Genomic DNA, 23299 nt, shown 5'->3' with positions numbered 1-23299 from the left:
GCTAGGGCTTCAATTCCAGGACAGTCTTTCCGATGCGGATTCGCTGGCCGGGCTCCACTGCCTGGGCGCGTGAGAGCTGGTTGTCACCCACGAAGGTGCCGTTAGTTGAGCCGAGATCTTCAATGAACCAGCGCGATCCCTGCGGGAACAGGCGGGCATGGCGTCCCGAAGCGTAGTCATCATCGAGAACGACGGTGGCATCCTGAGCTCGCCCGAACATGATCGGTTGGCCGCGGAGGGGAATGCTGCTGCCGGCCAGTGGGCCCTCAACAACTTCCAATGACGTGGCGGCCTTGCGCGCAGGCACTTCTGGTTCCGCCAGCTCTGGATTCTTCTTCAGTTCCCGAGCGCTGGGCTTGCCGGTGCGTGCCCGCGATCCGATGGCCAAGTCGCGGCGCATCGATCCGACAACGCTTAATACGAGCAGCCAGATGAGGACCAAAAAGCCCAATCGGAACAAGCTTAGAACCAGGTCGTTCACGCGCGGCCTCCGTTGTTCGAGGTAATCAGCCGAAAGACGATTTTTGTCTGTCCGATAGTAATGATCGAACCGTCAAATATACGGGTTTCTTCCGAAATCTTCTTGCCGTCCACGTAGGTTCCATTGGTTGAACCCAGATCGGTGACGACGAAACTGGTTTTGCCACGGGTTTCGACGCGCACATGCTGGCGGGAAACGCCGGAATCATCCACGGGAATATCGGTGCTGGCCGAACGGCCCAGCACGATGGAGTGGTGATGCAGGGCGTAGCGCTGTCCAGCGACCTCAAGAATTGCCTGCTTCTGCATGGGCTTCTTGGGGATCTCTGCAATCGGACGGACCGATGGACGTGGCTGTGCGGTTGTCGGCGGGGTGGCGGATGGCGCTGCGGGCGCTGCTGCTCGCTCTTTTACCGGAGCCGAGGCTGCTGGGCGCGAGCTGGACTCCTTGACCGAGCTGGCAATCTCCATTTCTCCGGGCTTGAAATCGTCCTTGGAAACAAAATGGATCGTGATGTCGCCGTGGATCGAGTAGTCCTGGGCTGCCGCATGCTCAGCGGTGACCTTTGCCATTTCGTTGACGACGCCCCGCCCCCAACCCTGCGCGGTGTTGTAGTCCTTGGTGCTCAGCGAGACAACGAAGTCATTGGCTGCAAGGCTGCGGCCCTCGCTGATTGGCATGATTCCGCGGTCCATGTCATTGCGTAGCGCGGTAGTCAGTTCGACTGGCTTGAGATCTGCGGTGCTGGTGCCACGAAAGAAGCTAGTGACGACCTTCTCTAAGCCGCGTTCGACATTGTCGAGAAAGCCCATTATTCGTGCTCCTTCCTTAGGGTCCATGGCTGGTTATTGCGAGCCTGCATTCACGCCGTCCAAGCTGTGAACACAGAACTTCATATTCGATCTTACTGTTTTCAGCTGTGCAAATGCCGAAAAATCCTTGAGCGGCTCAAGTGCGTCAATATCAACGATAAATGCCCCAAAAAGGTTTCCCATGTGTCCCTAACCACAAATCAGGGTTTCGATTAGGTGAACGGAAAATGAGTGTGTAAGCTATTTCTTGTTGCAAAGAACGATGGCAACGAAAACAGAATATGCGCGAGTGGCGGAATTGGTAGACGCGCTGGCTTCAGGTGCCAGTGATCGCAAGGTCGTGGGGGTTCAAGTCCCCCCTCGCGCACAAATGGAAAATAACCCTTGATCTTCGGATCGAGGGTTATTTTTTTGTTTAAAAGAGCAACTGAATCGTTATCTTGCAGGGTGTGTCAGTTTGCCGGTGGCGCGCTGACATTGACGCCCCAGCGCTTGAGCAGGGCGGCCAGTACGCCATCGCCTGCAACGAGTTTTCCGGTGTGCGAGCCATCGTAGATGGTGCCGCAGCCGCACGAGGGGCTGCGATCCTGCAGGATCGCCTCGGTGATTCTCTGGTGCTGGACTAGATCCGAAACCTTCTGGGCACCAGCTATGAACTGCCCGCTGATGTCCTCGCCGGTGATGTCGATCACGCAGGCCCGGCCTTCCAGCACGTCGTGGCCATCGCCACCGACAATCTCCGCTGGCGGACGCGGAGTAGGGAGCTCGCCCAATTCCTCAGCGCAGGCCGCAACGGCTTCTCCTCGTGCCACGGCCTCGACGATGGCAGGGTTTGCCTTCGCCTTGCCGTTGTAGCGGCAAGGGATGCCGGCCAGGCAGGAACTAACGAGCAGCGGAGGTTGGGTCATAACAGCAGTCTAGCCACGTGGAAGCGCAATGCCGCCGTGCCATAGACTGCCCTTGGACAACGGAGAAGGGGAATTCCCATGGCGGTATCCAATGAGATATTCGAACTAAATGGAACTGCAGATCTGGTCAACGATCGGAAGATAATCAGGCTCGACCAGGAATCCAGCGACAAGTTGCCAAGCCGCGGACAGGTTGCGGTGGAACTTCTCCAGGCGCATGAAGGCCACGTGGTCGTAATAGATCCCGACGGGCGCCGAGGCCACTGGTTGGCCCTCGATGGACAGGGCGCGCCCCAGCTGTTGGCCGAGGCGGGGGATCAAGTGGAATTGACCGCCCGGGTCGCTAGAACCTGGCCGGAAACAGGGATTCCGCAAGACCTGGCCAGTGCCCTGGGCGAGGCTGGGGATCTGGATGAGATGTGGGCAGGGCTCACTGCCATGGCCCGCTGGGAATGGGTACGCTGGATCGGTGCGACCAAGAACCCTTCCACGCGCGAACGCCGAGTGGAGGCCAGTATTTCCAAGCTGCGTGATGGCAAGCGCCGGCCGTGCTGCTTTGATTTGTCCTCATGCACCGATCCCGAAGTTTCGAAGAGCGGAAAGCTAATCCAGTAGCACCCAGCTGCGCGCGGCGGATTCGATGCCGGTGCCCGGTGGGGTTGCCGGGCCGGTAATGAGGCCCAGCACTCCGCTGGACATGACGATCAGGCCCAAAGCAATCAGCAGGGCGATGGCGGCAGTGACCTTGGCAGGCCATTTATGCATGTTCACCGGCTAGTCTCCTTTGTTGCCCAGCGTCGATCCGCGGACAATCAACGAACTGGGCAGCATTGTCTGCAGTGGGTCAGGGGTTTTTCCATCGAGCAGCGCGCGCAGCTTCAATGCGGCCTGGCGCCCGCCTTCCTGGGCGTTGAGCTGCACGGAAGTGATGGAAGGGCTGGACGTCGCCGAGTAGGGAAGGTCGTCGAATCCGGCCACCGCAAGCTGCTGCGGAATGCGGATACCAAGCAGGCGCGAAGCATGCAGCACGCCGAAAGCGTGGTTATCGGTTGCGCAGCCCAGTGCGGTCACGCCCGATTCATGCCACTTGGGCCAATGCTGGCCAAAGGCTGCTGAAGCCTCAGTGACGTCGATCATCGAGCTGGCAACAGAAGATGGCAGCACTTCGATGCCGTACTCCCTTGCCGCCGCCAGGAAGGCCTCGCGGCGCACTGCCAGGGTCTCGGTGCCGGTGCTGGCATCCAGGTAGGCGGCCTTGGTGTGTCCCTGTGCAGCGAAATGGGCTACGACTTCCCGCGCTCCCTGGGCGACGTCCATATTCACGGCAGGAATCGATGGATCGATGCCCGGGGCATCCAGGGCCACCAGCGGGAGGTTGCTCGAAATTTCCTCGAGGAAATCCTGGCTTGGGGCATGGACCAGCAGCCCGGCCGGACGGAGGCCCATGATCTTCCTCGTTTCGCTGGCGCTGGGGGAGACGCCGGCATCCGTGACCGAGAGCAGGAGCTGGTAGTCGCTAGCCAATACCGAGCGCACGCCAGCGATCACCTTGGCAAAGAAGGGGTTGGAGATATCCGGGGCCACCAGGACCACCAGCGAACTGACGCCCTTGGCCAGCGAGCTGCCGATGCTGTCGACGAAGTAGCCCAGTTCGCGAATTGATTCACGCACGCGCTGCTCATTCGCGGCCGAGACCCGGCCCGCCGACTTCCCGTTGGCAACAAGAGAGACCGTTGCGGTGGAAACGCCGGCGTGTTCGGCTACCATCGCTGCGGTCACGCGGCGTGGAGCGCGCGAGTTGCCGGACTTCTCACCATTCTTCATGGCTCCATCGTAGTCGGAGTTGTGACACGCGACAGCTTTGCGTTAAGCGCTTGACGATAGCATGGGGACGCGAAAGAATTATCAAAGGATGCCTATCCGCCCCCACGACTTAGCTACCGGCCGCCAGCTGGCAGAGCGAAGGAAGAAGCCATGACCCAGGACAGCAATGCCCCGCGCAAGATCATTTTGGACTGCGACCCGGGTCATGATGACGCCGTGGCAATGATTCTTGCCCATGGCAATCCCAAGATCGACCTGCTGGCCGTGACCACCGTGGCCGGCAACCAGACCCTGGATAAGGTCACTGCCAACGCGCTGGCCGTGGGTACCATCGCCGGCATTACCGGCATTCCCTTCGCGGCCGGCTGCGCCCGTCCGCTGGTGCGCGAAGTGGAAACCGCGGGAGACGTCCACGGGGATTCCGGGATGGACGGGCCGGCCCAGCCGGAGCCGGGCATCGAACTCGATGGGCGCCACGCCGTGGACGTCATCATCGACCTGGTGATGAGCCATGAACCCGGTGAAATCACCTTGGTGCCCACCGGCGCATTGACCAATATCGCCTTGGCGGCCCGGAAGGAACCGCGCATCGTTGAACGCGTGCGCGAAGTGGTGCTGATGGGCGGCGGCTACCACACCGGCAACTGGTCGGCGGTGGCAGAATTCAATATCAAGATCGATCCTGAAGCTGCGCACATCGTCTTCAACGAGGCCTGGCCGGTGGTGATGGTCGGATTGGACCTGACCCACCAGGCGTTGGCCACCTCCGAGGTGGTTGAACGCATCGAGAAGATCGGCACCGGCCCATCGACCTTCGTGCGCGAGCTGATGGACTTCTTCGCCCGGGCCTACCGAGACCACCAGGGCTTCGATGCACCGCCGGTGCATGACCCATGCGCCGTGGCCTACGTGATCGACCCGGATATCGTGCGCACTGTCAAGGCCCCGGTCAGCGTTGAGCTGCGTGGCGAGCTGACCTTGGGGATGACCGTCACGGACTTCCGCGCGCCGGCTTCCGCCGACTGCAATACTTCCGTGGCGGTGGACCTGGATCACGAAGGCTTCTGGAATCTGGTGGTCGATGCGCTGGAACGTATCGGCGAGGTCACGCTCGGAAAATAGAACAACTTTGGCGCAATGTGGGGCAGGTCAATGCCAATGGCGTCCAGACCTGCATAAACTGGAGGCACACGCAGAGCAGGAGGCACCATGGCGGACAAAACCCCGCACCAGAACGTGACTTTCCCTTCTTCAGGCGCGCAAGCGCATGGCTATCTCGCCTTGCCGGAGTCCGGCAAGGGCCCTGGGGTCATCGTGATCCAGGAATGGTGGGGTCTGACCGACCATATCCGCGACGTTGCCGACCGGCTGGCCGCGCAGGGCTTCGTGGCTCTGGCTCCGGACCTCTATGGAGGCTGGATCACCCACGACGGTGAAGAAGCCGGGCAGATGATGTCCCAGCTCCCGGAAGCCGCCGGGGCCCAGCTATTGAGCGGTGCCGTGGACTACCTGCTGGCCAATGAGCACGTCACCAGCGAGAAGCTGGGCGTCATCGGCTTCTGCATGGGTGGCGGTTTCGTGCTGCAGATGGCTGCCCAGCAAGGCGGGAAAATTGCCGCGGCCGTGCCTTTCTATGGCGTCGGCCAGGGTGTGCCCAACGATTTTTCCGGAGTCCGCGCGGCCATCCAGGGCCACTACGCGAACCTGGACCAGATGTACTCGCCGGCTCAGGCGAAGGCTCAGGAAGAGCAGATTCGCCAGGAATCAGGCGCGGAAGTCCAGTACTTCTACTACGACGCCGATCACGCATTCCACAACGACGAGAACCCTGCCGGCAACTACGATCCCGAACAGGCTGCCATCGCATGGCAGCGCGCCGTGGACTTTTTGCAGGCTAAAGTGGCCTGAAGGCCATAAAGTGTTACCCATCACTTAATGCATCACTCATATAAGGAGAACAATATGTCTGAAACCATCATCGTAGGCGTAGACGGTTCCGAAACCGCACAGCGCGCAGCCCGCCGCGCTGCAGAACTCGCCGTCAAGCTCGACGCTGACCTAGTGGTCATCACCGCTCACGCTTCGGATAACACCGAGGTCGTTTCCATCGGTTCCGATACCTGGATCCTGGATGACGCAGAGCAGGCCCGCAAGCTCGCCCAGCGCGTAGCCAACGACGTGAAGAACGCTGTGCCAGGCGTCAAGATCACCGCTGCTGCCGGCCACGGCAAGCCAGGTGACGTGCTGATCTCCGACGCCGAGGACCGCAAGGCTTCGATGATCGTTGTCGGCAACGTGGGCATGAAGGGCCTGGGCCGCGTGCTCGGTTCGGTAGCTTCCTCGGTGGCCCACTCGGCACCATGCGACGTTCTGGTCGTCAAGACCGACAAGTAGGCCTCCCCGGCTTGCGCGGACGCAGGCGGGCACCGGTTCACCGGTGCCCGCCTGCGCCATTTAACCCGGCAGAGCGTAGGCTTAACCCGTGCAGAAACTTCGAATCGCCTACGCAACCGGCGTCACCCCCGGCAAATGGATGGACCGCTTCCAGGAACGCTATCCTGCCATCGAGCTGAAAGCCTGGCGCCTGGATGAGGGGGAAATCCTGGATCTGCTGGCCAATGGCGAGGCTGACGCAGTATTCGTGCGCTATCGAGGCGACTCGCCCAAGGACGCAACGCGCCACGTCATCCCGCTTTACGAGGAACTCGAAGTGGTCTGCGCGGGCAAAGACCACGACGTGGAGTACTTCGAAGAATCCGTTCCGCTGGAGACCGTAGAGTCCTTCCCGCAACTCGACTTGGCCGACTACCCGGAATCCGTGGGCGGCATTCCGGTAGCGATGGAAGTTGTCGCTTCCGGAGCCCAGGTGCTGCGCACCACGCAGTCCATTGCCCGGCTCTTCGCCCGCAAGGACGTGGTGGTGCGCTTCATTGAAGGCGGTTCGCCAACCCAGGTGGGCATCGCCTGGCCTACCGCCACCGAAGACACCGCCTTGCTCGAAGAATTCATCGGCATTGTGCGCGGACGTACCGCCAGCTCATCGCGCCAGACTTCGGTGCGCAACCAGGAGCAGAAGGCCAAGCGCGTCAATGAGCAGAAGAAGGCCAAGGCGAAAGCCCAAGCCAAGGCAAAACAGCAGGCCAAGAGCTCATCCAAGAAGCCACAGGGTGCCAAGGCAAAGCCACGCAAGCACCGCTGACAATCCAATACGTGACGCGCGTTACGTGAGAGAGTTAGGGGTATGAAGCAATTCGATACCCTCAGCCTGAGCACCCAGGGCTCGGCCCTCATCCTGACCGTCAACCAGCCGAAGTCGCTGAACGCGTTGGCAAAAGAGGTCGTCAACGACCTTGAAGCCTTCCTGGACTGGTTCGAGGCCACCGGCTATGAATACCGCGGCGTGATCCTCACCGGTGCCGGCGAGAAGTCCTTTGTCGCCGGCGCCAATATCGTGCAGCTGCGCGAAATGGACCCGGCGGCGGCGCTGGCCTACGGGCGCCAGATGCACGCGGTCACCGAACGCCTGGAGAAGCTGCAGGTTCCAGTGATCGCCGCAGTCAACGGCTTCGCCCTGGGCGGCGGCTGCGAACTCGCCCTGGCTTGCGATTTCATCTACGCTTCCGAGACGGCCAGCTTTGGGCAGCCGGAGGTCAACCTCGGGCTGGTGCCCGGCTTTGGCGGCATGGTGCGCCTGCCGCGACGTGTCGGCAACGCGATGGCCCGTGAATTGGTTTTCACCGGCCGCCGCATCAAGTCCGAGGAAGCATTGCGCATTGGCCTGGCCAACCGCGTTGTCCCGGCCGGGGAACTGATTGACCAGGCCGTGGCCACCATCGAGGAGATCGCGAAGGTGGCACCGACGGCCGTTGGCAATGCCAAGGCCGCGATGGTGGACATGGACGCGCTGAACACCCATGACGCCCTGCTGGTTGAAGCACAGTCCTTCCAGCAGGCCTTCGGAACCGCCGACTCGGTGGAAGGCCGTGCCGCCTTCGTCGAAAAGCGCGCCGCGGTCTTCCCGGGCAACTAGCCGGGGCGCCGACCATGCACTACGGGGCGCACCCGGACCAGCAGGTCCAGTTCTACGAGCCGGAACGCACCACCGCTCGCGGAGCGGTGATGATCATCCACGGCGGATACTGGCGTGAAAAGTACACCTCTGGCCTTGGCGTGCCCCTGGCAGAGGATCTTGCCGCCCGCGGGATCCCTGCCTACAACCTCGAATACCGGCGTGGGCCGGGCAGCGCGGCGAAAATGCTGGCCGATGCCCGGCTCGCGCTGGGCCTGGTCAAGGAAGAAGGGCCGATCACGCTGATCGGCCATTCAGCCGGAGCGCAATTGGCCTGCGTGTTGGCCGCCCATGATGCACGGGTCTCCCAGGTGATCAGCCAGGCCGGGGTCCTGGACCTTGAAACGGCGCAGCGCCTGAAGCTCAGCGGCAGCGCGGTGGACGAGATGCTCGCAGGCGCGCCATTGGGCGCCTGCAATCCGGTGGAATTATGGCCAATGCATGCCCGTGTCGTAATCTTTCATGGACGGGACGATGGCGATGTTCCGGTAAGAATTGCCCGTATCGCAGCCCAGAAAGCGGCTGCGCTCGGACAGGAGCACAGCTTCTCGCTGTTCGCGGGAGACCACTACACCTGGATCGATCCGCACAGCAGCCAATGGGCTGCCTGCGTGCGTGCCCTGTCCCCACTGCATTACTGAAGGAGCAGCATGAACCCGACCGTGATCGGCGAGGCCCTCGTTGACGTCCTGGCCTCCGGCATTGCCCCAGCCCAGGAGTTCGTTGGCGGCAGCCCGTTGAACGTCGCGGTTGCGCTCTCCCGCCTGGGGTACCCGGGAACCTTGATTTCCCGCTGGGGCGCCGATGACAAGGGCCGCAAGATCGAGGATTACCTCAAGGACAACAACGTGGCATACCTGGGCGGAGCCGATGACCAGGCCACCGTCATTGCCCATGGCATTCTCGACCCGGCCGGCGGCGCGGCCTTCGCGTTCAACGCCTACTGGCAGATGCCGACCATCGGGCCGGAGCTGGCCCAGGATGCCGAGCTGGTGCACACCGGCTCCATCGCCACCCTGTTCAGCCCCGGAGAACTGCTGCCGCTGCTTTCGGCCGCGCGCACCCATGCCACCATCAGCTACGACCCGAACCTGCGCCCGTCGCTGGTCACCAACCATTCGCAGACCGTGGCCGAGGTCGAGCGATTCGTCGGCCAGGCCGACGTGGTGCGGGTCTCCGGCATCGACCTGAAGTGGCTGTACCCGATGCGCTCGGTCCAGGACTCGGCCCGTGCCTGGCTGGACATGGGTCCGGCGATCGTGGTGTCCACCGCAGGCTCGCGCGGGTCCTGGGGCGTCGTTCGCGCCGGCGACTCCGAATTCACTGCGCCGTCGGTGGAAGTCACCGATACCGTGGGTGCCGGCGATACCTTCACCGCCGCGCTGCTGTGCTGGCTGGCCGAACATGGCCTGATTGGCGCGGCCAACCGCGAAAAGCTGAACCAGCTGCAGATTGCGGAGCTTTCGCGAGCCCTGGAATTCGCGGCCATGGCCGCCGCGGTGACCGTGCAGCGTGCCGGGGCGAACCCGCCACGCCGCCAGGAGCTGTAGATGATCAAGCTGATCGCCTCGGACCTCGACGGCACCATTGTCGCCAAGGACGGCACCATCTCCGAACGCACCCAACGTGCCTTCATCCAAGCCCGCGACGCTGGCATCCAGATCGTCTTTGTCACCGGACGCCCCTTCCGCTGGCTGAGCCCGATCATTGAAGCCTTCGGCGGGATGGGCACGGTCATCTGCTCCAATGGCGCGGTGCTCTACGACCTGGAACAAGACGAAGTGATCTGGTCGCGCACGCTCAGCGCGGCTACCGCGCGGCGGGCGAGCGAAATCATCCTGGAGCTGGAACCGCGCGCGTCCTTCGCTGCCGAGACCACCAAGGGGCTGCACCTGGGTGAAGGCTTTGCCGACCGCCACCACAACTTCGGGGTGCAGGCAGTCCTGGATCTGACTAGCGAGTCAATTGATTCCGAGGGCATCGTGAAATTCCTTGCCCGCTCCCAGCACCTGCCGATAGACAAGTTCTATTCCTCGGTTGAGCCGCAGCTGGCAGAACTGGTATCGGTGACCCACTCCGCCTTCGACGTTTCCCTATTGGAAATGGCGCATGTGGATATCCACAAGGCCACCACGCTGCATGAATACTGCCAGCGCCTGGGAATTGCCGCAGCTGAAGTGATGGCCTTCGGCGACATGCCCAACGACATCGAAATGCTCGAATACGCCGGCCACGGCTACGCGATGTCCTCCGGACACCCCATGGCGCTGGCCTCCGCCCGCTTCCGTGCACCCTCGCTGGCCGATGACGGGGTAGCCCAGGTCATTGAAGGCCTGCTGAAATGACCTACGCCTTTTCGCACCGCGGCGTACGCACGGGCAACGAGGAAAACACGCTGGCAGCCTTCCAGCGCGCCGCAGACCTGGGCATCACCCATCTGGAGTCGGATGTGCACGCCTCCGCCGACGGCACGGTCTACCTGTTCCATGACCAGAGCCTGGACCGGGTAGCCGACGCGAGCGGGAATTTCAACGACTTCACCGACGAGCAGCTGGCAACGGTGCGGGCCGGCGGGGAACCGCTGTGCACGCTTGATGAACTGCTCGACGCGTTCCCGCACGCCACACTGAACCTGGACGTCAAGGACGAGCACGTGATCGGCCCGCTGGCCGAGCTCATCGAGCGCAGGAAAGCCCATCGGCAAATTGCCCTCGCGTCCTTCTCCACGGCACGCAGCGCCGCGGTCGGCCACCTGCTTTCCGCTCCGATACGGCGCTCGCCGGGTCAACGGGAAATTGTCGCCATCTGGCTGTGCGCCCACCTGCTGGGCTGGGTTCCCAAGCGGCTGCTGGCAGGCTTCTGGGCGGTCCAGGTGCCGCTGAACCAGGGCATGCTGCCGGTAGCGACCCGTCGATTCATCAAGGCGGTCCACCGAGCCGGCGCCCAGGTGCATGTCTGGGTCATCAACGACGAGCCGACCATGCGGCTGCTGATGGAGCGCAAGGCCGACGCCATCATGAGCGATGACGCGGCCTTGCTGGCCAGGGTTCTGGGCTCTTGAACTGCGGCCCTAGGAGATATCCAGGGTTCCCAAAACGGTCTCGGCGTGCTCCTGCAGTTGCTCGTCGCTGGCATCCAGGAGCAGGCGCAACCAGGTCTCGTGCTGCGACAGCGGCGCAACTAGGCAGGCTGGATTAATCAGGTCGTACAGCTCATCTGCTGAGCCGTAGGCAGAGAACTGGTCCAGGTACGCGAAAAGCACCTTCATCACGCGCTCATCACCGGTATCGCAATCCCACGCTTCGCACATGGCGGCCAGCGGCGTGTTCAGGGATGAGAAGGGGTGAGCCCAGTGCGCGGAGGACAGATTCAGGATGCGGCCGTGGTCTCCGGCCTCGGCAGGAACCACCACCTGCGACAGATCGAAGTTGCCGTGCTCGATGCTCAACGGCACCGCACCGGCATGAAGGGCAGCGGTGGCCCTCCTCAACTCATCGAGATGCGAAACCATCTTGTCCGCCATGGATCCATCCAGGTACAGCGGGTGCGCCGGGTCCAGGGACACATGCATCATCAGCGCCTGCTCGTACTGCTCGGGCAGGAACTGCGGGTCCACCACGGTGACCCCGGAATCAAAGAATTCTTCCTCGTGGCCCATCAGTGCGACCTGAAAGGAACCGAGCGAGGCCATGGCCAGCTCCCAGTTCTCCACCGAATCGCCCAGATCCGCCAGGGTGTGCCCGAAATCCGGGCTGAGCATGTAGCCGGCGATCCGGTCGATAGCCAGTGGCATCACCACGCGATCGGGCAGCAGCTGGCCGGCAGCGACCGTGGTCGCTGGTTCCGAAGCCAGCCCCGGAGCGTTGGCGCTGAAGATCAGATCTGCGGCACCGGTCTGAACCGCCGCCTGGATCTGGTGCAAATCTGCGGGCCAAAAATCCGGTCCTGCGGTGCGCTGAATGCCATATGCCTCGCACGCAGCATCGATCCACTCGGCGGTTGCCTCACGCCAGTCTTCGCTATTCCATACATCTATCCACTGAGCCACATTCTTATCGTAGTATGTCGAAGCAAGCGCGTTCAGTTGCTACGGTAAGGACTACGGCCAGTAATTCGCTCCTCTTTCGAAGGATTTCGATTGTGAACGCTTTTCGTCCTGAGTACCGACATCGTGATTACAAGGCCGTCCTCTTTGATCTGGATGGCGTGATCACTCCTACCGCGTTGCTGCATCGCAAGGCGTGGGAAGAACTTTTCACCACCTTTTTCGACAAGCACCCGGGCGTGGCCCCATACACTGCCGAGGACTATTTCAACCTGCTTGACGGCCGTCCGCGTTATGACGCGGTGGTGGCCACCCTCGAATCCCGCGGCATCAGCTTGCCCCGCGGGGATGAAAGCGATCTGCCGGGGGAGGGCAGCATCTGCGCGCTGGGCAATATGAAGAACGAAAAGTTCACCCAAGTGCTGCAGCGCGACGGGATCGACCCCTATGCTGGCTCCGTGGCCTACCTGCAACAGGTGCTGGATGCCGGGCTGGACGTCGCGGTGGTGTCCTCCTCGCGCAATGCCCGCGTGGTACTGGCTGCCGCAGGACTGGCCGAGCACTTCCCATTGGTGATGAGCGGCCAGGAAGCTGCTGCGCGCCGGCTGGCGGGCAAACCAGCCCCGGACACGTTCCTGGCTGCCGCCGCCGATCTGGGTTGGCGTCCGGAAGAATGCGCCGTCATCGAGGATGCCACCAGCGGGGTGAGGGCAGCGCGTGCCGGGGGCTTCGGCGTCATCGGCGTGGCCCGCGAAGGCAATGAGGCCGCCTTGCTGGATGCAGGGGCCCATTTTGTGGTTCATGACCTTTCCGAACTGGTCTCCGAGCAAGCAGCCAAGGCCTGGGAAGAGGACTCCTGGTCGCTGTGGCGCGGGAACCAGCGAGACAGCGATGGCGCCGAAGACACCGTTTTCTCTCTGGGCAACGGTTTTCTGGGTGCACGGGCTGCGCAACTGGGTCTGGGGGACCAAGGAGGCGGCACATTCATCAACGGGCTGCATGAGACCTGGGAAATCCGCCATGCCGAGAGCGCCTTCGGGCTGGCCGAAACCGGACAGACCATGATCAGCGCCCCGGATTTCCGGACCATGCGCGTGTTCATCAATGACGAAGCCCTGGAAGTCGGCCGCACGGAGATGCTGCGTGATGAGCTGCGCCTGGATTTCCTTGACGGGACGCTGACCGCGCACACCCTGTGGCGAACTGCCGAGGGGCACCGGGTAGCCGTCACTGCCCGCTCAATGATTTCCTTCACGGATCGCCACGTGGCGCTGCAGGACGTGCACGTGCGCCTGCTCGATGCTCCGGCGCAGGTGCTGATCCAGTCTTCGGTCATCGGGTACCGTTCCAGCCGGAAGGTGGCTTCCCCGGAGGAAACCGATGCCGGGGTTCCTGCCGATCCGCGCAAGAGCGAGGAAGCCAGGGCCAACCCGCTGCATCCGGCGGGCACCCACCGCGATGGCGCGCGGCTGGGCATCTCGTACCAGGTCTTCGGATCCGGGATGTCGGTAGCAGCAATGGTGGAGCACGAGGTGGCCACCACTGGCGGAGCGCAGGCGGAGCTGTCCGTGGTCCGCCAGGTGGACGATGACCGCGCCGATGAAGTGATCAGCGCCAGGCTGGAAGCCGGGCAAGGCGTGCGCGTCTCCAAGTACGCGGTCTACCACTCCTCGCGGCGCCATCCTGCCCAGGAGATGCTCTTGCGTTCTGCGCGGGCCTTGGAGCACCTGGTGCCGTTGGGGATTGACGAGCACTTCCGCACCCAGCGCCGTTTCATGGCCGACTACTGGGACCGCAGCGATGTGGTGGTGGAGAGCGATGAGCCCGAGCTGCAGCGCAAGATCCGCTGGAACCTGTTCCAGCTCGCCCAAGCTGCCGGACGTGCCGACGGCCTGGGCATCAGCGCCAAGGGCGTGAGCGGCAACGGCTATTCCGGGCACTATTTCTGGGATACCGAAATCTATGTGATGCCGTTCTTGACCTATACGAACCAGCAGTGGGCGCGCAACACGCTCCGCGCCCGGGTCTCGATGATTCCTGCAGCGACCCGGCGGGCGCTGATCATGAATGAGGAAGGCCTGCTCTTCCCGTGGCGCACGATTAACGGCGAGGAAGCCAGCGCCTATTATCCGGCTGGCACTGCGCAGTACCATATCAATGCCGACGTGGTGTATTCGCTCAACCGGTACCTCGGGGTCATGGAGGATGACGAGTTCCTGCTGGCCGGCGGCGCCGAAATCCTCGTGGGAACTGCGCGCATGTGGGCCTCGCTGGGGTTCTGGCGTGGCGAGCAGGGCAATGAGCGCTTCCATATCCATGGGGTCACCGGGCCCGATGAGTACACCGCGGTAGTCAACGACAACCTCTACACCAATGTCATGGCGCGCTTCAATTTGCGCCGCAGCGCCCAGCTGCTGGCCGAAATGGCCCAAGAGCATCCGCGCGAGTTCGCGCAACTGGCCAGCAGGCACTCATTGGAAAACGAGGAGATCGCCCTGTGGCTCAAGGCCGCTGATTGCATGCACATCCCGTATTCCGAAACGGTCGGAATCCACCCCCAGGACGAGCATTTCTTGAACCGCGAAGTCTGGGACCTGGCCAATACCGGTGCGGATAAGCGGCCGTTGCTGCTGCACTACCATCCGCTGGTGATCTACCGCTTCCAGGTCATCAAGCAAGCCGACGCGGTGCTGGCTTTGTGGCTGCGTTCCAGCGATTTCACCGCCGAGCAGAAACTTGCGGATTTCAACTACTATGACCCGCTGACTACGGGCGACTCGACACTGTCGGCGACAGTGCAGTCGATTCTCGCAGCCGAGGTGGGCTACCGCGATCTTGCCTGGGAGTATTTCGAGCACGCGCTGAACGTGGATCTGGAAAACCTGCATGGCAATACCGCTGACGGCGTGCATGTGGCATCGACCGGTGGCGTCTGGTCGGCGCTGATCTACGGCTTCGCGGGGCTGCGCGACGATGACGACCAGCTGCGCTTTGATCCGCGGCTCCCGGAGAAATGGCGGGCCCTGCGCTTCAACCTCGGGTGGCGGGGTATGAGGATTTCCGTGGGCTTGCGGGCTGAAGCCATTGATTTCACCCTGCACGGAGCCTTCTCCCGTCCGATCTGGGTGCGCGGCCAGCAGGTCGATCTGCAGCCGGGGCAGACAGTCAGCGTGGCGCTCGCCGGCCAGGGCCCGACGCTGGAAGGGCGGCCAAGCTTGGAGCATGTGCTCTCGCTGCAAAGCGACGTAGGAGTGGATGTGCCCAACAAGGCCTGGTAAGCATCCGGGCACGCAAAAGGAGGCAGGAACCATCTTGGTTCCTGCCTCCTTTGCGCAATCCGCAATGCCCTGCGGGTGGTGCCTAGAGGGTCATCTCCTCGAGTTGGCGCCCCTTGGTTTCCTTGACCAGGAAGATCACGAAGATCAGGGAAAGCAGCGCGAAGAATGCGTAGATGCCGTAGGCCAATGCCAAGCCTGCCTCGGCGAGGGCCGGGAAGGTGGTGGAAACGGCGAAGTTGGCGATCCACTGCGCCGAGGCTGCCACTCCGAGTGCCATGGCGCGGATCGAGTTCGGGAAGATCTCGCCGAGCAATACCCATACGGCCGGACCCCAGGTGGCGCCGAAGCCGACCACGAACAGGTTGGCCGAGACCAGGGCGACGATGCCCCAGCTGCCCGGCAGCGACACGGCGCCGTCGATGGTGACCGACTGCGCGAACGCTACCGCCATCATGCCCAGCGACACGGTCATGATGGCTGAGCCGATGGTGAGCAGCAGCTTGCGTCCCAGCACGTCGATCAGAAGCACCGCCACGATCGTTGCCAGCACGTTGGTCGCCGAGGTGATCAGCGAAATCGTGAAGGAATCCGATTCGGCAAAGCCGACGGACTTCCACAGCGTCGTGGAGTAGTAGAAGATCACGTTGATGCCGACGAACTGCTGGAAGACCGAGAGCAGGATGCCGACCCACACCAGCGGGTGGAAGCCGAAGCGGCCCAGCAGGTCCTTGAAGACCTGGCGGCGCTCGATGTGCACGGTGGAGCGGATCTCTTCGATCTTCTTTTCGGTATCCGTGCCGGCGTTCATGCCCATATCGCGGGTCAGCACGGTAGCTGCTTCAACGAAGCGGCCGCGCTCGACCAGGTAGCGGGGAGATTCGGGCAGGCGCAGCGAGAGCAGGCCGTAGAGCACTGCTGGAACCAGCAGCGACAGGTACATCCAGCGCCAGGCCGTCAGGCCGAACAAGCCGACGGCATCCGCCGAGCCCATGACGAAGACCAGCAGCGCGCTGACCAGGAAGGCCACGAAGATGCCCAGCACGATGGCCATCTGCTGCATGGTGCCCAGGCGTCCGCGATGCGCGGCCGGGGAGACCTCGGCAATGTAGGCAGGGGCGATCACCGAGGCGAAGCCCACGCCGATGCCGCCGACAATGCGCCAGATGATCAGGTCGGTTACGCCGAAGCACAGGCCGCAGCCGATGGCTGATGCTGCCAGGAGGATGGAGGCGAAGAGCATGGTGCGCACGCGTCCCACGCGTTCGGAGACCACACCCGCTATCCAAGCTCCCAGTGCTGCGCCGAGCAGGGCGCAGGAAACGGTGAATCCGATGGTTACCGCGTTGAGCCCGAATTCGTGCTCGACAGCGTCCACGGTGCCGTTAACGATTGATGAGTCATATCCGAAAACGAACCCACCCAATGCCGCCCCGAGGGCGATGAAGATGAGTCGCGCGGAGAGTTTTCCGTCTGATGTAGTCGCAGTCACAATGAGCCATGCTATCGGATTCGAGAGCCGCAGAATCCCGATTTCCCGATTTTTTATGGGAGATCGATCACAAATTGGAAGGAGTCCTTACTTCAAGACCGGGGGAGGCCCAGTGCGCGTCGCCGGTTCATGACTGGCCAGCTCCCGAATTCTTGGCAAAAAAGCAGGCCGGCATTGCGAGTTATCGCGATGCCGGCCTGCGGGGAATTTATTTGCTAGCTATCCGCAGGCTTCTGCGAGTCCGCCAAATCGTTGCCGCGCATCTTGGCGACGATACTCATCAGGTGGAAGACCACCAAGGTGGCGATCGAGCCCAGGGCGATGCCGCCCAGCTGGAGCTGGCCGAAAGCGATTTCCTTGGTCACCGCAATGGCGATAATCAGGCCGGTGCCGGCGGTCATCAAGTTGATCGGGTTGCCGAAATCCACCTTCGCCTCGATCCACAGGCGCGCGCCGACGATGCCGATCATGCCGTAGAGCACGATGCCCAAGCCGCCGATCACGCCTTCTGGAATGGTGCCGATCAATGCGCCGAACTTTGGCAGGAAGGCCAGGGCCACGGCCACAATCGCAGCGATCCAATAGGCCGCGGTCGAGTACACGCGCGAAGCGGCCATCACGCCGATGTTCTCGGCATAGGTGGTCGTGGCCGAACCGCCGCCGAAACCGGCGAGCACGCTGGCAGCGCCATCGGCCATCAGCGCACGGCCGTTGAACTTCGACAGGTCGCGATTGGTCATCACGCCCACGGTGCGCACATGGCCGATGTTCTCGGCGATCAGCACGAACACCGCAGGCAGGAACATCAGCGCAGTGTCGAAGTGGAAGGTCGGGGTGTGGAATTCTGGCAGTCCGATCCACTCTGCGGCAGCAACCGCCTTGAAGCTCACCTGCCCCTGGGCCAGCGCAACAAGGTAGCCGCAAAGAAGTCCCATGAGGATCGACAACCGGCCCAGCAGGCCCTTGAACGCAACGGTCGCGACCACGGTAAAGATCACCGTGAGGAAAGTGGTCAGCGGGAACTCGGTCATGGGAACCAGCGTTGCGCTGGCCAAATTCAGGCCGATGAGCGCCACGATGGTGCCCATGACCACCGGCGGCATCAGGGCGTGGATCCAGCCGGTGCCGGTCTTCTGCACGATCAGCCCGACAACGAACAGCAAGGCCCCGGTCATCACGATGCCGCCCAGCGCGCCGGACATGCTGTGCGACTGGGTGGTCGAGAGGACCGGGGCAATCATCGCAAAGGACGAGCCGAGGTAGCTGGGCACCTTGTTCCTGGTCATCAGCAAGAAGATGACGGTGGCCAGGCCGGTGAACAGCAAGGTCGTGGTGACCGGGAAGCCGGTGATGGTTGGCACCAGGATGCTGGCGCCGAACATCGCCAGGATGTGCTGGGCTCCGATGGAAACGGTCTGCGGCCAATGCAGCCGCTCATCCGGGGCAACTACCTCACCTGGGGTGATGGTCCTGCCGTTGCCGTGAATGCTCCAACTCATGATTCCTCTTCCCGGGCCCTGCGGGTTTTAGGCCGTAGAGAAGTCTACTCGGTTCTCGTGCGCCTGCGCGAAGAAAGAGCGCTCATGTTCCGCGGAGCGGATGAAAGCGGCCTCCATGCGGGCCCGCAGCTGCGGATCTGCCTGCTCGAACGCCTGGCGGACCATTTCGATGGCCTGCTCGGTGGCGGAGTCGAATTCCTCGGATGCATAGGTTTCCAGCCATTGCCGATAAGGATGCTCGGCATGGTTGGCTGCCGCCAGCCGCTTGCCGATGTCCTGGTACAGCCAGTAGCAAGGCAGGATCGCGGCAATCAGCTCCCCGTAGCTCTCCTGGCTGGCGGCCAGGTGGTTGGTGTAGTTCAGCGTGGTGGCGCTGGGCGTATCAGCGAACTCATCCAGGTAGCTGCCGTGCAGCTGCAGCTCGCCATCGAGGATGCCGTTGGCGCCACGCGACCAGAAACGCTGGGCACCGAGATCCGGCGCCATCGAGCTGGCCAGCGAAAGCACCTTGGCGTAACGCAGCAGATACAGCGCATCCTGGGCGATGTAGTAGTGGAAGTCATCCCGGTCCAAGGTGCCCTCGGATAGCCGGGTGATGAAATCCAGCTGGTCGATTTCCTCGCGGATCGGCTGGATCTTCTGCCACCAGTCGCCCATGGGATCTGCCGTGCCGAAGAAGTCGATGAAGTGGTTGACCGGGCCGTGGCCGCTGCCCACCTGCAATTGGTCGGCCGCTGCGATGGCCTTGGAGAGGTAGGACTTGGACTGCTCCAACGCGGCGATCCAATCTCCAGTGGCAGCGAAGCGGGTAGCCAGAGTGCTGGAAAGGGTGCAGCCGGTGCCGTGGGTGTTCCTGGTGGCATGGCGCGGTCCGTGCAGCTCCAGCTGCACCCCGCCCGCCGACACCAGGGCATCGGGGCAATCCGCCCCGGCCAGGTGCCCGCCCTTGGCCAGCACCAGCGTGCCGTGCTTGGCAGCCAGCCGCTGGGCCTGGCGCAGGGCTTCGTCCCAGGAAGGGGCCACAGGCTCGCGCAGCAAGCTGGCCAGCTCCAGCAGGTTCGGGGTAATCACCGTGGCGCGATCCAGCAGTGAATCAAGGGCCGATTCGTCGTCGAGCAGGCGATCCCCGCTGGTCGCCACCATGACCGGGTCCAGCACGACGGGGGCGTCAACAGTTTCCAGCCAGCTGGTGACTGCGCGGATCACCTCGGCGTTGGCCAGCATCCCGATCTTGATCGCATCGATGCGGATATCTGTACTCACGGCTTCGAGCTGCGCGAGGACGAAATCGCCGCTGATCGCCTGAACTCCGGATACCCCATGGGTGTTTTGCGCAGTCAAAGCGGTGATCACGCACATTCCGTAGCCGCCGTTGGCGGCAATGGCCTTCAGATCCGCTTGGATTCCGGCGCCGCCGGAAGGATCGGAGCCTGCGATGGATAGGATGTTCATTTCGAGGCCTCCCAGGCTGCGACCAGCTGCGCGCTGGCAAGTTGCGGATCTTCGGCGTTGCAGATGGCGCGGACCACGGCCAGGCCTGCGCCGCCGCCGGTGCGGATCGCGGCGGCATCGTCTTGGGTAATTGCGCCGATCGCTACGCAGGGCAGCTTGGCCAAGGCAGCGGCTCGCGCAAAGCCGTCCAGCCCCAGGGGAGCAGGATGGTCTTTTTTCGTCGGAGTGGCGCGGATGGCTCCTACACCGAGGTAGTCGATCACCGAGGCGTCCTTGTTCGCCTGGGCCAATTGCTCATCGCTGGAAGCACTCAAGCCGATGATGCCCTCGCCGATGATCTGGCGAGCCAGCTGTACCGGCACATCTTTTTGCCCGATATGGATGCCGTTCACTGCTGCGCCAGCAGCCCGTGACGCGAGGTAGACGTCAATGCGGTCATTGATCAGCAACTGGGCTTTGCCCTCGGTGAGCTTGGCAGCCGCGCAGGCCAGCTCGAAGAATTCCCGGGCGCTTTCATCCTTGGCGCGCAGCTGGATCCACCCGATCCCTCCGGCGACGGCGCCCTCGATAACTTCCAGGGTGCTGCGTGGGGTGCAGCTGGCAGTGTTGGCTACTAGATAAGCGCCGTAATTATGCATGGTTCAATTCCTCGTACTTCAAAGTCTTCAGTTCCCCGGGATCGGCAGCCGACAGCGCATCAAGGAAGGCAACTGCGAAGCTGCCCGGACCGGAGCTGCCAGCCAGGGCCTTTTCCGCGGCCAGGCCATAGAAACCGTGGGCTGCGATGGTGGCCTCGAACGGGTCATCGTGGACCGCAACCATCCCGGCGCAGACCGCGCCCAAGGCGCAGCCGCCACCTGTCATCCGGGTCAAGCCAATTCCGTTGGTATGCACCAAGACGGTACGCGTGGCGTCGATGATGGCGTCAGCCTGGCCGGAAATGGCCACTACGCAGTCGTGTTCCGTGGCCAGTTCGCGTCCCGCCGCCAAGGCGGCAGAAACCTCATCCAAGGCATCGACACCGCGCGAAGCAGATTGCCGGCCGGCCAGGGCCAGGATTTCCGAGGCGTTGCCGCGAATCAGGGTCGGGCGTTGCCGGACAATGCGCCGGGCAAACTCCGTGCGCACCAGAAGCGCTCCCACTGCCACTGGATCCAGGACCCAGGGGGTGCCTGCAGCGCTCGCCGACTGCACAGCTTCTTCCATGGCGGTCAGCTGTTCAGTGCTTGGAGTTCCCAAATTCACCAATACGGCTGAAGCTGCCTGCGCGAATGGGCCGGCCTCTCCGGGCAGATCCGTCATGGCCGGGGAAGCCCCGGATGCCAGCAAGACATTGGCGGTGAAATTGGATACGACGGTATTGGTCAGGCAAAAAACCAAAGGTGATTGTTGCCGGTATTTTTGGGCAACTGCATGCAAAGCCATGCGACATCCCTCCGCTAGCGTGAACTAGATCAGGTTCTACGGGTCTTATCTCAGTCGGTTGATCCGACACCCCGTGTCACTGCCATAGAGCGTACGCACAACCGGTTCCGAGGACAAGTTACTTACGCTCGCGCCGCGCCACCAAGGCCTTGAGCGTGGCCGCATCCACCTTCTGCGCGGCCGCCAGCGCCCAGAGGTGATCCACGGCGGCCAGGAGATCTTCACTGGTATCCACCGGCTGCGGCCGCTCGTTGACTACTGTGCCGGCACGGCGCCGGGAGGTGATCAGCTCTTCGGCTTCCAGCTCCTTGTAGGCGCGCGCCACTGTACCGGCAGCGACGCCGAGGTCCGTGGCCAGCGCACGCACAGTAGGCAGCTTGCTCCCCGAGGGCAGATCTCCCAAGGAGATCAGTGAAGCAATCTGCGAGCGGATCTGCTCATAGGGCGGGGTAGCTGCTTGGAGGTCAACACTGATCTGCGTGCTCATGAAGTAGCTGCCGGCTGATGTTCCCGCACGAAGGCGCTACCGGGGCGCTCTAGGAAAATGACTGCTGGGACAACGAAGATGAGCAATGCAAAGAGTCCCAGCCCGGCCGGGAATCCGTAGCCAATGAGCAGCATGGCTACCACTGCACTGGTGTTAACACGCATTGAACGCAGTTCCAGGACCTTGCGGTACCAGATTTCTTCGGCCGACGAGACAGCCCAGGGAATAATTGCCCGGCGGGAGAACCAGACGAATCCAAGATGGGTTGCCAGCAACAGCAGGATCAAGCCTGCAACCATTGTCTTGCCTGGAGGCACGAAGCCCCACAAATAGTCCAGCGGCGGATCGAGCAGAAAATAGGTGCTGGTGGCAAACAGCAAGCCAGCGGCGATGTAGGACCACAAGGGCAGGGGCGCGTGGTACTTGGGTGCTGCAGACGCCTGCCGGGCCACCGTGCTGACGTAGCTGAGATAAAGCGCATTGAGAACGGCATAGCTCAAAGCCGCACCGGCAAAGATCATTAAGATCCACGTAGTTCGCTCATTGGTAGGCATCTGGAGCTCGTCATCCAGCGGCAAGAATGACCAGCCGATTGCAACGCTGAGCAAGGTGAGTGCTGCAGTTACGTATTGCAAGGTGAATAGTTGATCACGCAAACGCGAGAAGGCGGTCCGTTCCCTGGTGGTGGATTGAGCTGAGAATGTAGAGCGCGGTCCCCAGAAGAGCAACGTGAGGGCCACCGCAAGGGCGCCATAGCTAACGAACTCGTACTGTCCATCCGGCGAATTAGCCTGCGAGTAATTGACCACCGACAAAGTGAAGGCCAGCAAGACGATGCCGATATTGCGCATCAAGCGGTTGAGCCAGACCGTGCGCAACGCTTGGTTGTCTTCGACCGAGATGCCGGCCAAGGCAGGTCTTTTCAGGATAACTACGGTAATCACAGCCGCGGCCACGATGATCCCTGCCAGGGCCACGATGAATACCGGGAGCATCTGTGTGCCCGGCAACCGCCCATCATACGGACCCTCCGACGTGTATGAATAGATGCCGTCAAAATCAAAGGTCGTGAATTCCGAGGCCGGAACGCCAACGAGCCCTTCGACTTTGGACGCCGGCCACAGGGAGCCGACCGCGATCAGCAGCAAAAGCCCAACGAAAGCCCCTAGGGCCTTGGGAAATGGAGTTGTCAGGCTGCGGGCCTCTAATGAAGCGGTGCGCACTGGCTGGAGTTCCTTGGGCCAAGTGAACAAGCCGATGAGGTAAACCAGAAGAACCCAGATCCCCGGAGTGAGTGCTTCAGCGAGAGCCGAACCTGAATTGGGCTCGGTCATTGAAACGCGCCAGGTCTCGGACAAATCCCATGAGGTTGAAGCAAAGAATGCGATCAATGCGCACCAGAACGAGTGGGATCGGGCCCGGTCGATAGCTGGTGTTCCACGCCTGTGCGCCACCGAACGCAACCAAACGCAGATGATTGCGGCAACGAAAGCGATGGATATGGCGCTCGCCGAGAACTGGTTCATGGAA

General features: G+C 62.4%; 24 protein-coding genes, 1 tRNA gene and 1 riboswitch. Of the genes, 12 read left to right on the top strand and 13 right to left on the bottom strand.

Annotation, left to right across the window (positions count from 1 at the left end):
* Window position 1: 1 nt before the first annotated feature.
* Window positions 2–481 (bottom strand): FHA domain-containing protein FhaB/FipA, encoded by a 480-nt coding sequence (locus CQ012_RS11100; RefSeq protein ID WP_105658670.1) that lies wholly within the window; start codon window positions 479–481, stop codon window positions 2–4.
* Window positions 478–1293, bottom strand: a complete 816-nt coding sequence (locus tag CQ012_RS11095) for an FHA domain-containing protein (protein ID WP_181149063.1) — start codon at window positions 1291–1293, stop codon at window positions 478–480. Before CQ012_RS11095 ends, CQ012_RS11100 begins: the two co-directional genes overlap by 4 nt.
* Before the next feature lie 283 nt (window positions 1294–1576).
* Between CQ012_RS11095 and CQ012_RS11090 the strand changes: the two genes are divergently transcribed.
* A tRNA-Leu gene (locus CQ012_RS11090) sits at window positions 1577–1660 on the top strand.
* A gap of 85 nt (window positions 1661–1745) precedes the next feature.
* Here CQ012_RS11090 and CQ012_RS11085 read toward each other — a convergent pair.
* Window positions 1746–2201, bottom strand: coding sequence for a 2-thiouracil desulfurase family protein (locus CQ012_RS11085; protein WP_105662194.1), 456 nt, complete (start codon window positions 2199–2201; stop codon window positions 1746–1748).
* A 78-nt stretch (window positions 2202–2279) separates the two neighbouring features.
* On the opposite strand from CQ012_RS11085, the gene CQ012_RS11080 reads away from it, so the two are divergent.
* Window positions 2280–2816, top strand: a complete 537-nt coding sequence (locus tag CQ012_RS11080; RefSeq protein WP_105658667.1) for a YdeI/OmpD-associated family protein — start codon at window positions 2280–2282, stop codon at window positions 2814–2816.
* Here the strand turns inward: CQ012_RS11080 and CQ012_RS17615 are convergent.
* Together CQ012_RS17615 and CQ012_RS11075 are read right to left on the bottom strand one after the other, a co-directional pair.
* Entirely contained in the window at window positions 2805–2972 is a 168-nt protein-coding gene (locus CQ012_RS17615; protein WP_166650740.1) for a hypothetical protein, read from the bottom strand. The two genes, CQ012_RS11080 and CQ012_RS17615, sit on opposite strands and share 12 nt — an antisense overlap.
* 3 nt (window positions 2973–2975) lie before the next feature.
* The gene (locus CQ012_RS11075; RefSeq protein WP_105662193.1) at window positions 2976–4025 is read right to left on the bottom strand and encodes a LacI family DNA-binding transcriptional regulator; all 1050 of its coding nucleotides are present in this window, start codon (window positions 4023–4025) and stop codon (window positions 2976–2978) included.
* Between the two features lie 150 nt (window positions 4026–4175).
* Here CQ012_RS11075 and uriH point away from each other — a divergent pair, with 150 nt between their 5' ends.
* The 9 genes from uriH to CQ012_RS11030 all read left to right on the top strand — a co-directional run bounded on the left by uriH (window position 4176) and on the right by CQ012_RS11030 (window position 11155).
* Window positions 4176–5147 carry a uridine-preferring nucleoside hydrolase UriH gene (gene uriH / locus CQ012_RS11070; RefSeq protein ID WP_105662192.1) on the top strand — a complete coding sequence of 324 codons (972 nt, stop codon included), beginning with the start codon at window positions 4176–4178 and terminating at the stop codon, window positions 5145–5147.
* 87 nt (window positions 5148–5234) lie between these two features.
* On the top strand, window positions 5235–5933 hold the full coding sequence (locus tag CQ012_RS11065; protein ID WP_105658664.1) for a dienelactone hydrolase family protein: 699 nt from the start codon (window positions 5235–5237) through the stop codon (window positions 5931–5933).
* Window positions 5934–5987: 54 nt separating this feature from the next.
* Window positions 5988–6419 (top strand): universal stress protein, encoded by a 432-nt coding sequence (locus CQ012_RS11060; protein WP_038992696.1) that lies wholly within the window; start codon window positions 5988–5990, stop codon window positions 6417–6419.
* A gap of 88 nt (window positions 6420–6507) precedes the next feature.
* A complete protein-coding gene (locus CQ012_RS11055; RefSeq protein ID WP_105662191.1) occupies window positions 6508–7224 on the top strand; it encodes a LysR family transcriptional regulator substrate-binding protein in 717 nt (238 codons plus the stop codon).
* Window positions 7225–7266: 42 nt separating this feature from the next.
* Window positions 7267–8055 carry an enoyl-CoA hydratase/isomerase family protein gene (locus tag CQ012_RS11050; RefSeq protein ID WP_105662190.1) on the top strand — a complete coding sequence of 263 codons (789 nt, stop codon included), beginning with the start codon at window positions 7267–7269 and terminating at the stop codon, window positions 8053–8055.
* 14 nt (window positions 8056–8069) lie between these two features.
* Window positions 8070–8735: an alpha/beta hydrolase gene (locus CQ012_RS11045; RefSeq protein ID WP_105658661.1), complete on the top strand. Its 666-nt coding sequence runs from the start codon at window positions 8070–8072 to the stop codon at window positions 8733–8735.
* 9 nt (window positions 8736–8744) lie between these two features.
* On the top strand, window positions 8745–9644 hold the full coding sequence (locus CQ012_RS11040) for a PfkB family carbohydrate kinase (RefSeq protein WP_105662189.1): 900 nt from the start codon (window positions 8745–8747) through the stop codon (window positions 9642–9644).
* Window positions 9645–10439 carry an HAD family hydrolase gene (locus tag CQ012_RS11035; RefSeq protein WP_105662188.1) on the top strand — a complete coding sequence of 265 codons (795 nt, stop codon included), beginning with the start codon at window positions 9645–9647 and terminating at the stop codon, window positions 10437–10439.
* Window positions 10436–11155: a glycerophosphodiester phosphodiesterase family protein gene (locus CQ012_RS11030; protein WP_105662187.1), complete on the top strand. Its 720-nt coding sequence runs from the start codon at window positions 10436–10438 to the stop codon at window positions 11153–11155. The genes CQ012_RS11035 and CQ012_RS11030 overlap by 4 nt, the downstream gene beginning before the upstream one ends.
* A gap of 9 nt (window positions 11156–11164) precedes the next feature.
* On the opposite strand, the gene CQ012_RS11025 is transcribed toward CQ012_RS11030, so the two are convergent.
* Entirely contained in the window at window positions 11165–12142 is a 978-nt protein-coding gene (locus CQ012_RS11025; protein ID WP_105658657.1) for a hypothetical protein, read from the bottom strand.
* 92 nt (window positions 12143–12234) lie between these two features.
* On the opposite strand from CQ012_RS11025, the gene CQ012_RS11020 reads away from it, so the two are divergent.
* Window positions 12235–15417 carry an HAD-IA family hydrolase gene (locus tag CQ012_RS11020; protein ID WP_105662186.1) on the top strand — a complete coding sequence of 1061 codons (3183 nt, stop codon included), beginning with the start codon at window positions 12235–12237 and terminating at the stop codon, window positions 15415–15417.
* An 82-nt stretch (window positions 15418–15499) separates the two neighbouring features.
* On the opposite strand, the gene CQ012_RS11015 is transcribed toward CQ012_RS11020, so the two are convergent.
* From CQ012_RS11015 to CQ012_RS10985, 7 genes are all read right to left on the bottom strand, one after another.
* Window positions 15500–16906, bottom strand: coding sequence for a sugar porter family MFS transporter (locus tag CQ012_RS11015; protein ID WP_105662185.1), 1407 nt, complete (start codon window positions 16904–16906; stop codon window positions 15500–15502).
* Window positions 16907–17121: 215 nt separating this feature from the next.
* On the bottom strand, window positions 17122–18405 hold the full coding sequence (locus tag CQ012_RS11010) for a uracil-xanthine permease family protein (RefSeq protein ID WP_105658654.1): 1284 nt from the start codon (window positions 18403–18405) through the stop codon (window positions 17122–17124).
* A 27-nt stretch (window positions 18406–18432) separates the two neighbouring features.
* Window positions 18433–19857 carry a bifunctional hydroxymethylpyrimidine kinase/phosphomethylpyrimidine kinase gene (gene thiD / locus CQ012_RS11005; protein ID WP_105662184.1) on the bottom strand — a complete coding sequence of 475 codons (1425 nt, stop codon included), beginning with the start codon at window positions 19855–19857 and terminating at the stop codon, window positions 18433–18435.
* Window positions 19854–20495 (bottom strand): thiamine phosphate synthase, encoded by a 642-nt coding sequence (gene thiE / locus CQ012_RS11000; protein ID WP_105662183.1) that lies wholly within the window; start codon window positions 20493–20495, stop codon window positions 19854–19856. The genes thiD and thiE overlap by 4 nt, the downstream gene beginning before the upstream one ends.
* On the bottom strand, window positions 20488–21282 hold the full coding sequence (thiM, locus tag CQ012_RS10995) for a hydroxyethylthiazole kinase (RefSeq protein ID WP_105662182.1): 795 nt from the start codon (window positions 21280–21282) through the stop codon (window positions 20488–20490). The genes thiE and thiM overlap by 8 nt, the downstream gene beginning before the upstream one ends.
* A riboswitch (TPP riboswitch) is annotated at window positions 21272–21366 on the bottom strand. It overlaps the preceding gene by 11 nt.
* 34 nt (window positions 21367–21400) lie before the next feature.
* Entirely contained in the window at window positions 21401–21769 is a 369-nt protein-coding gene (locus tag CQ012_RS10990) for a GntR family transcriptional regulator (protein WP_105658650.1), read from the bottom strand.
* Complete coding sequence (locus tag CQ012_RS10985; protein ID WP_146112956.1) at window positions 21766–23295, bottom strand: hypothetical protein; 1530 nt, start codon at window positions 23293–23295, stop codon at window positions 21766–21768. Before CQ012_RS10985 ends, CQ012_RS10990 begins: the two co-directional genes overlap by 4 nt.
* Window positions 23296–23299: the final 4 nt, after the last annotated feature.

This window comes from Arthrobacter sp. MYb214 (assembly GCF_002979865.1).
Taxonomy (GTDB): Bacteria; Actinomycetota; Actinomycetes; order Actinomycetales; family Micrococcaceae; genus Glutamicibacter.
Note: the sequence above shows the minus strand (reverse complement) of the source record. Positions and strands in the feature narration are given on the sequence as shown.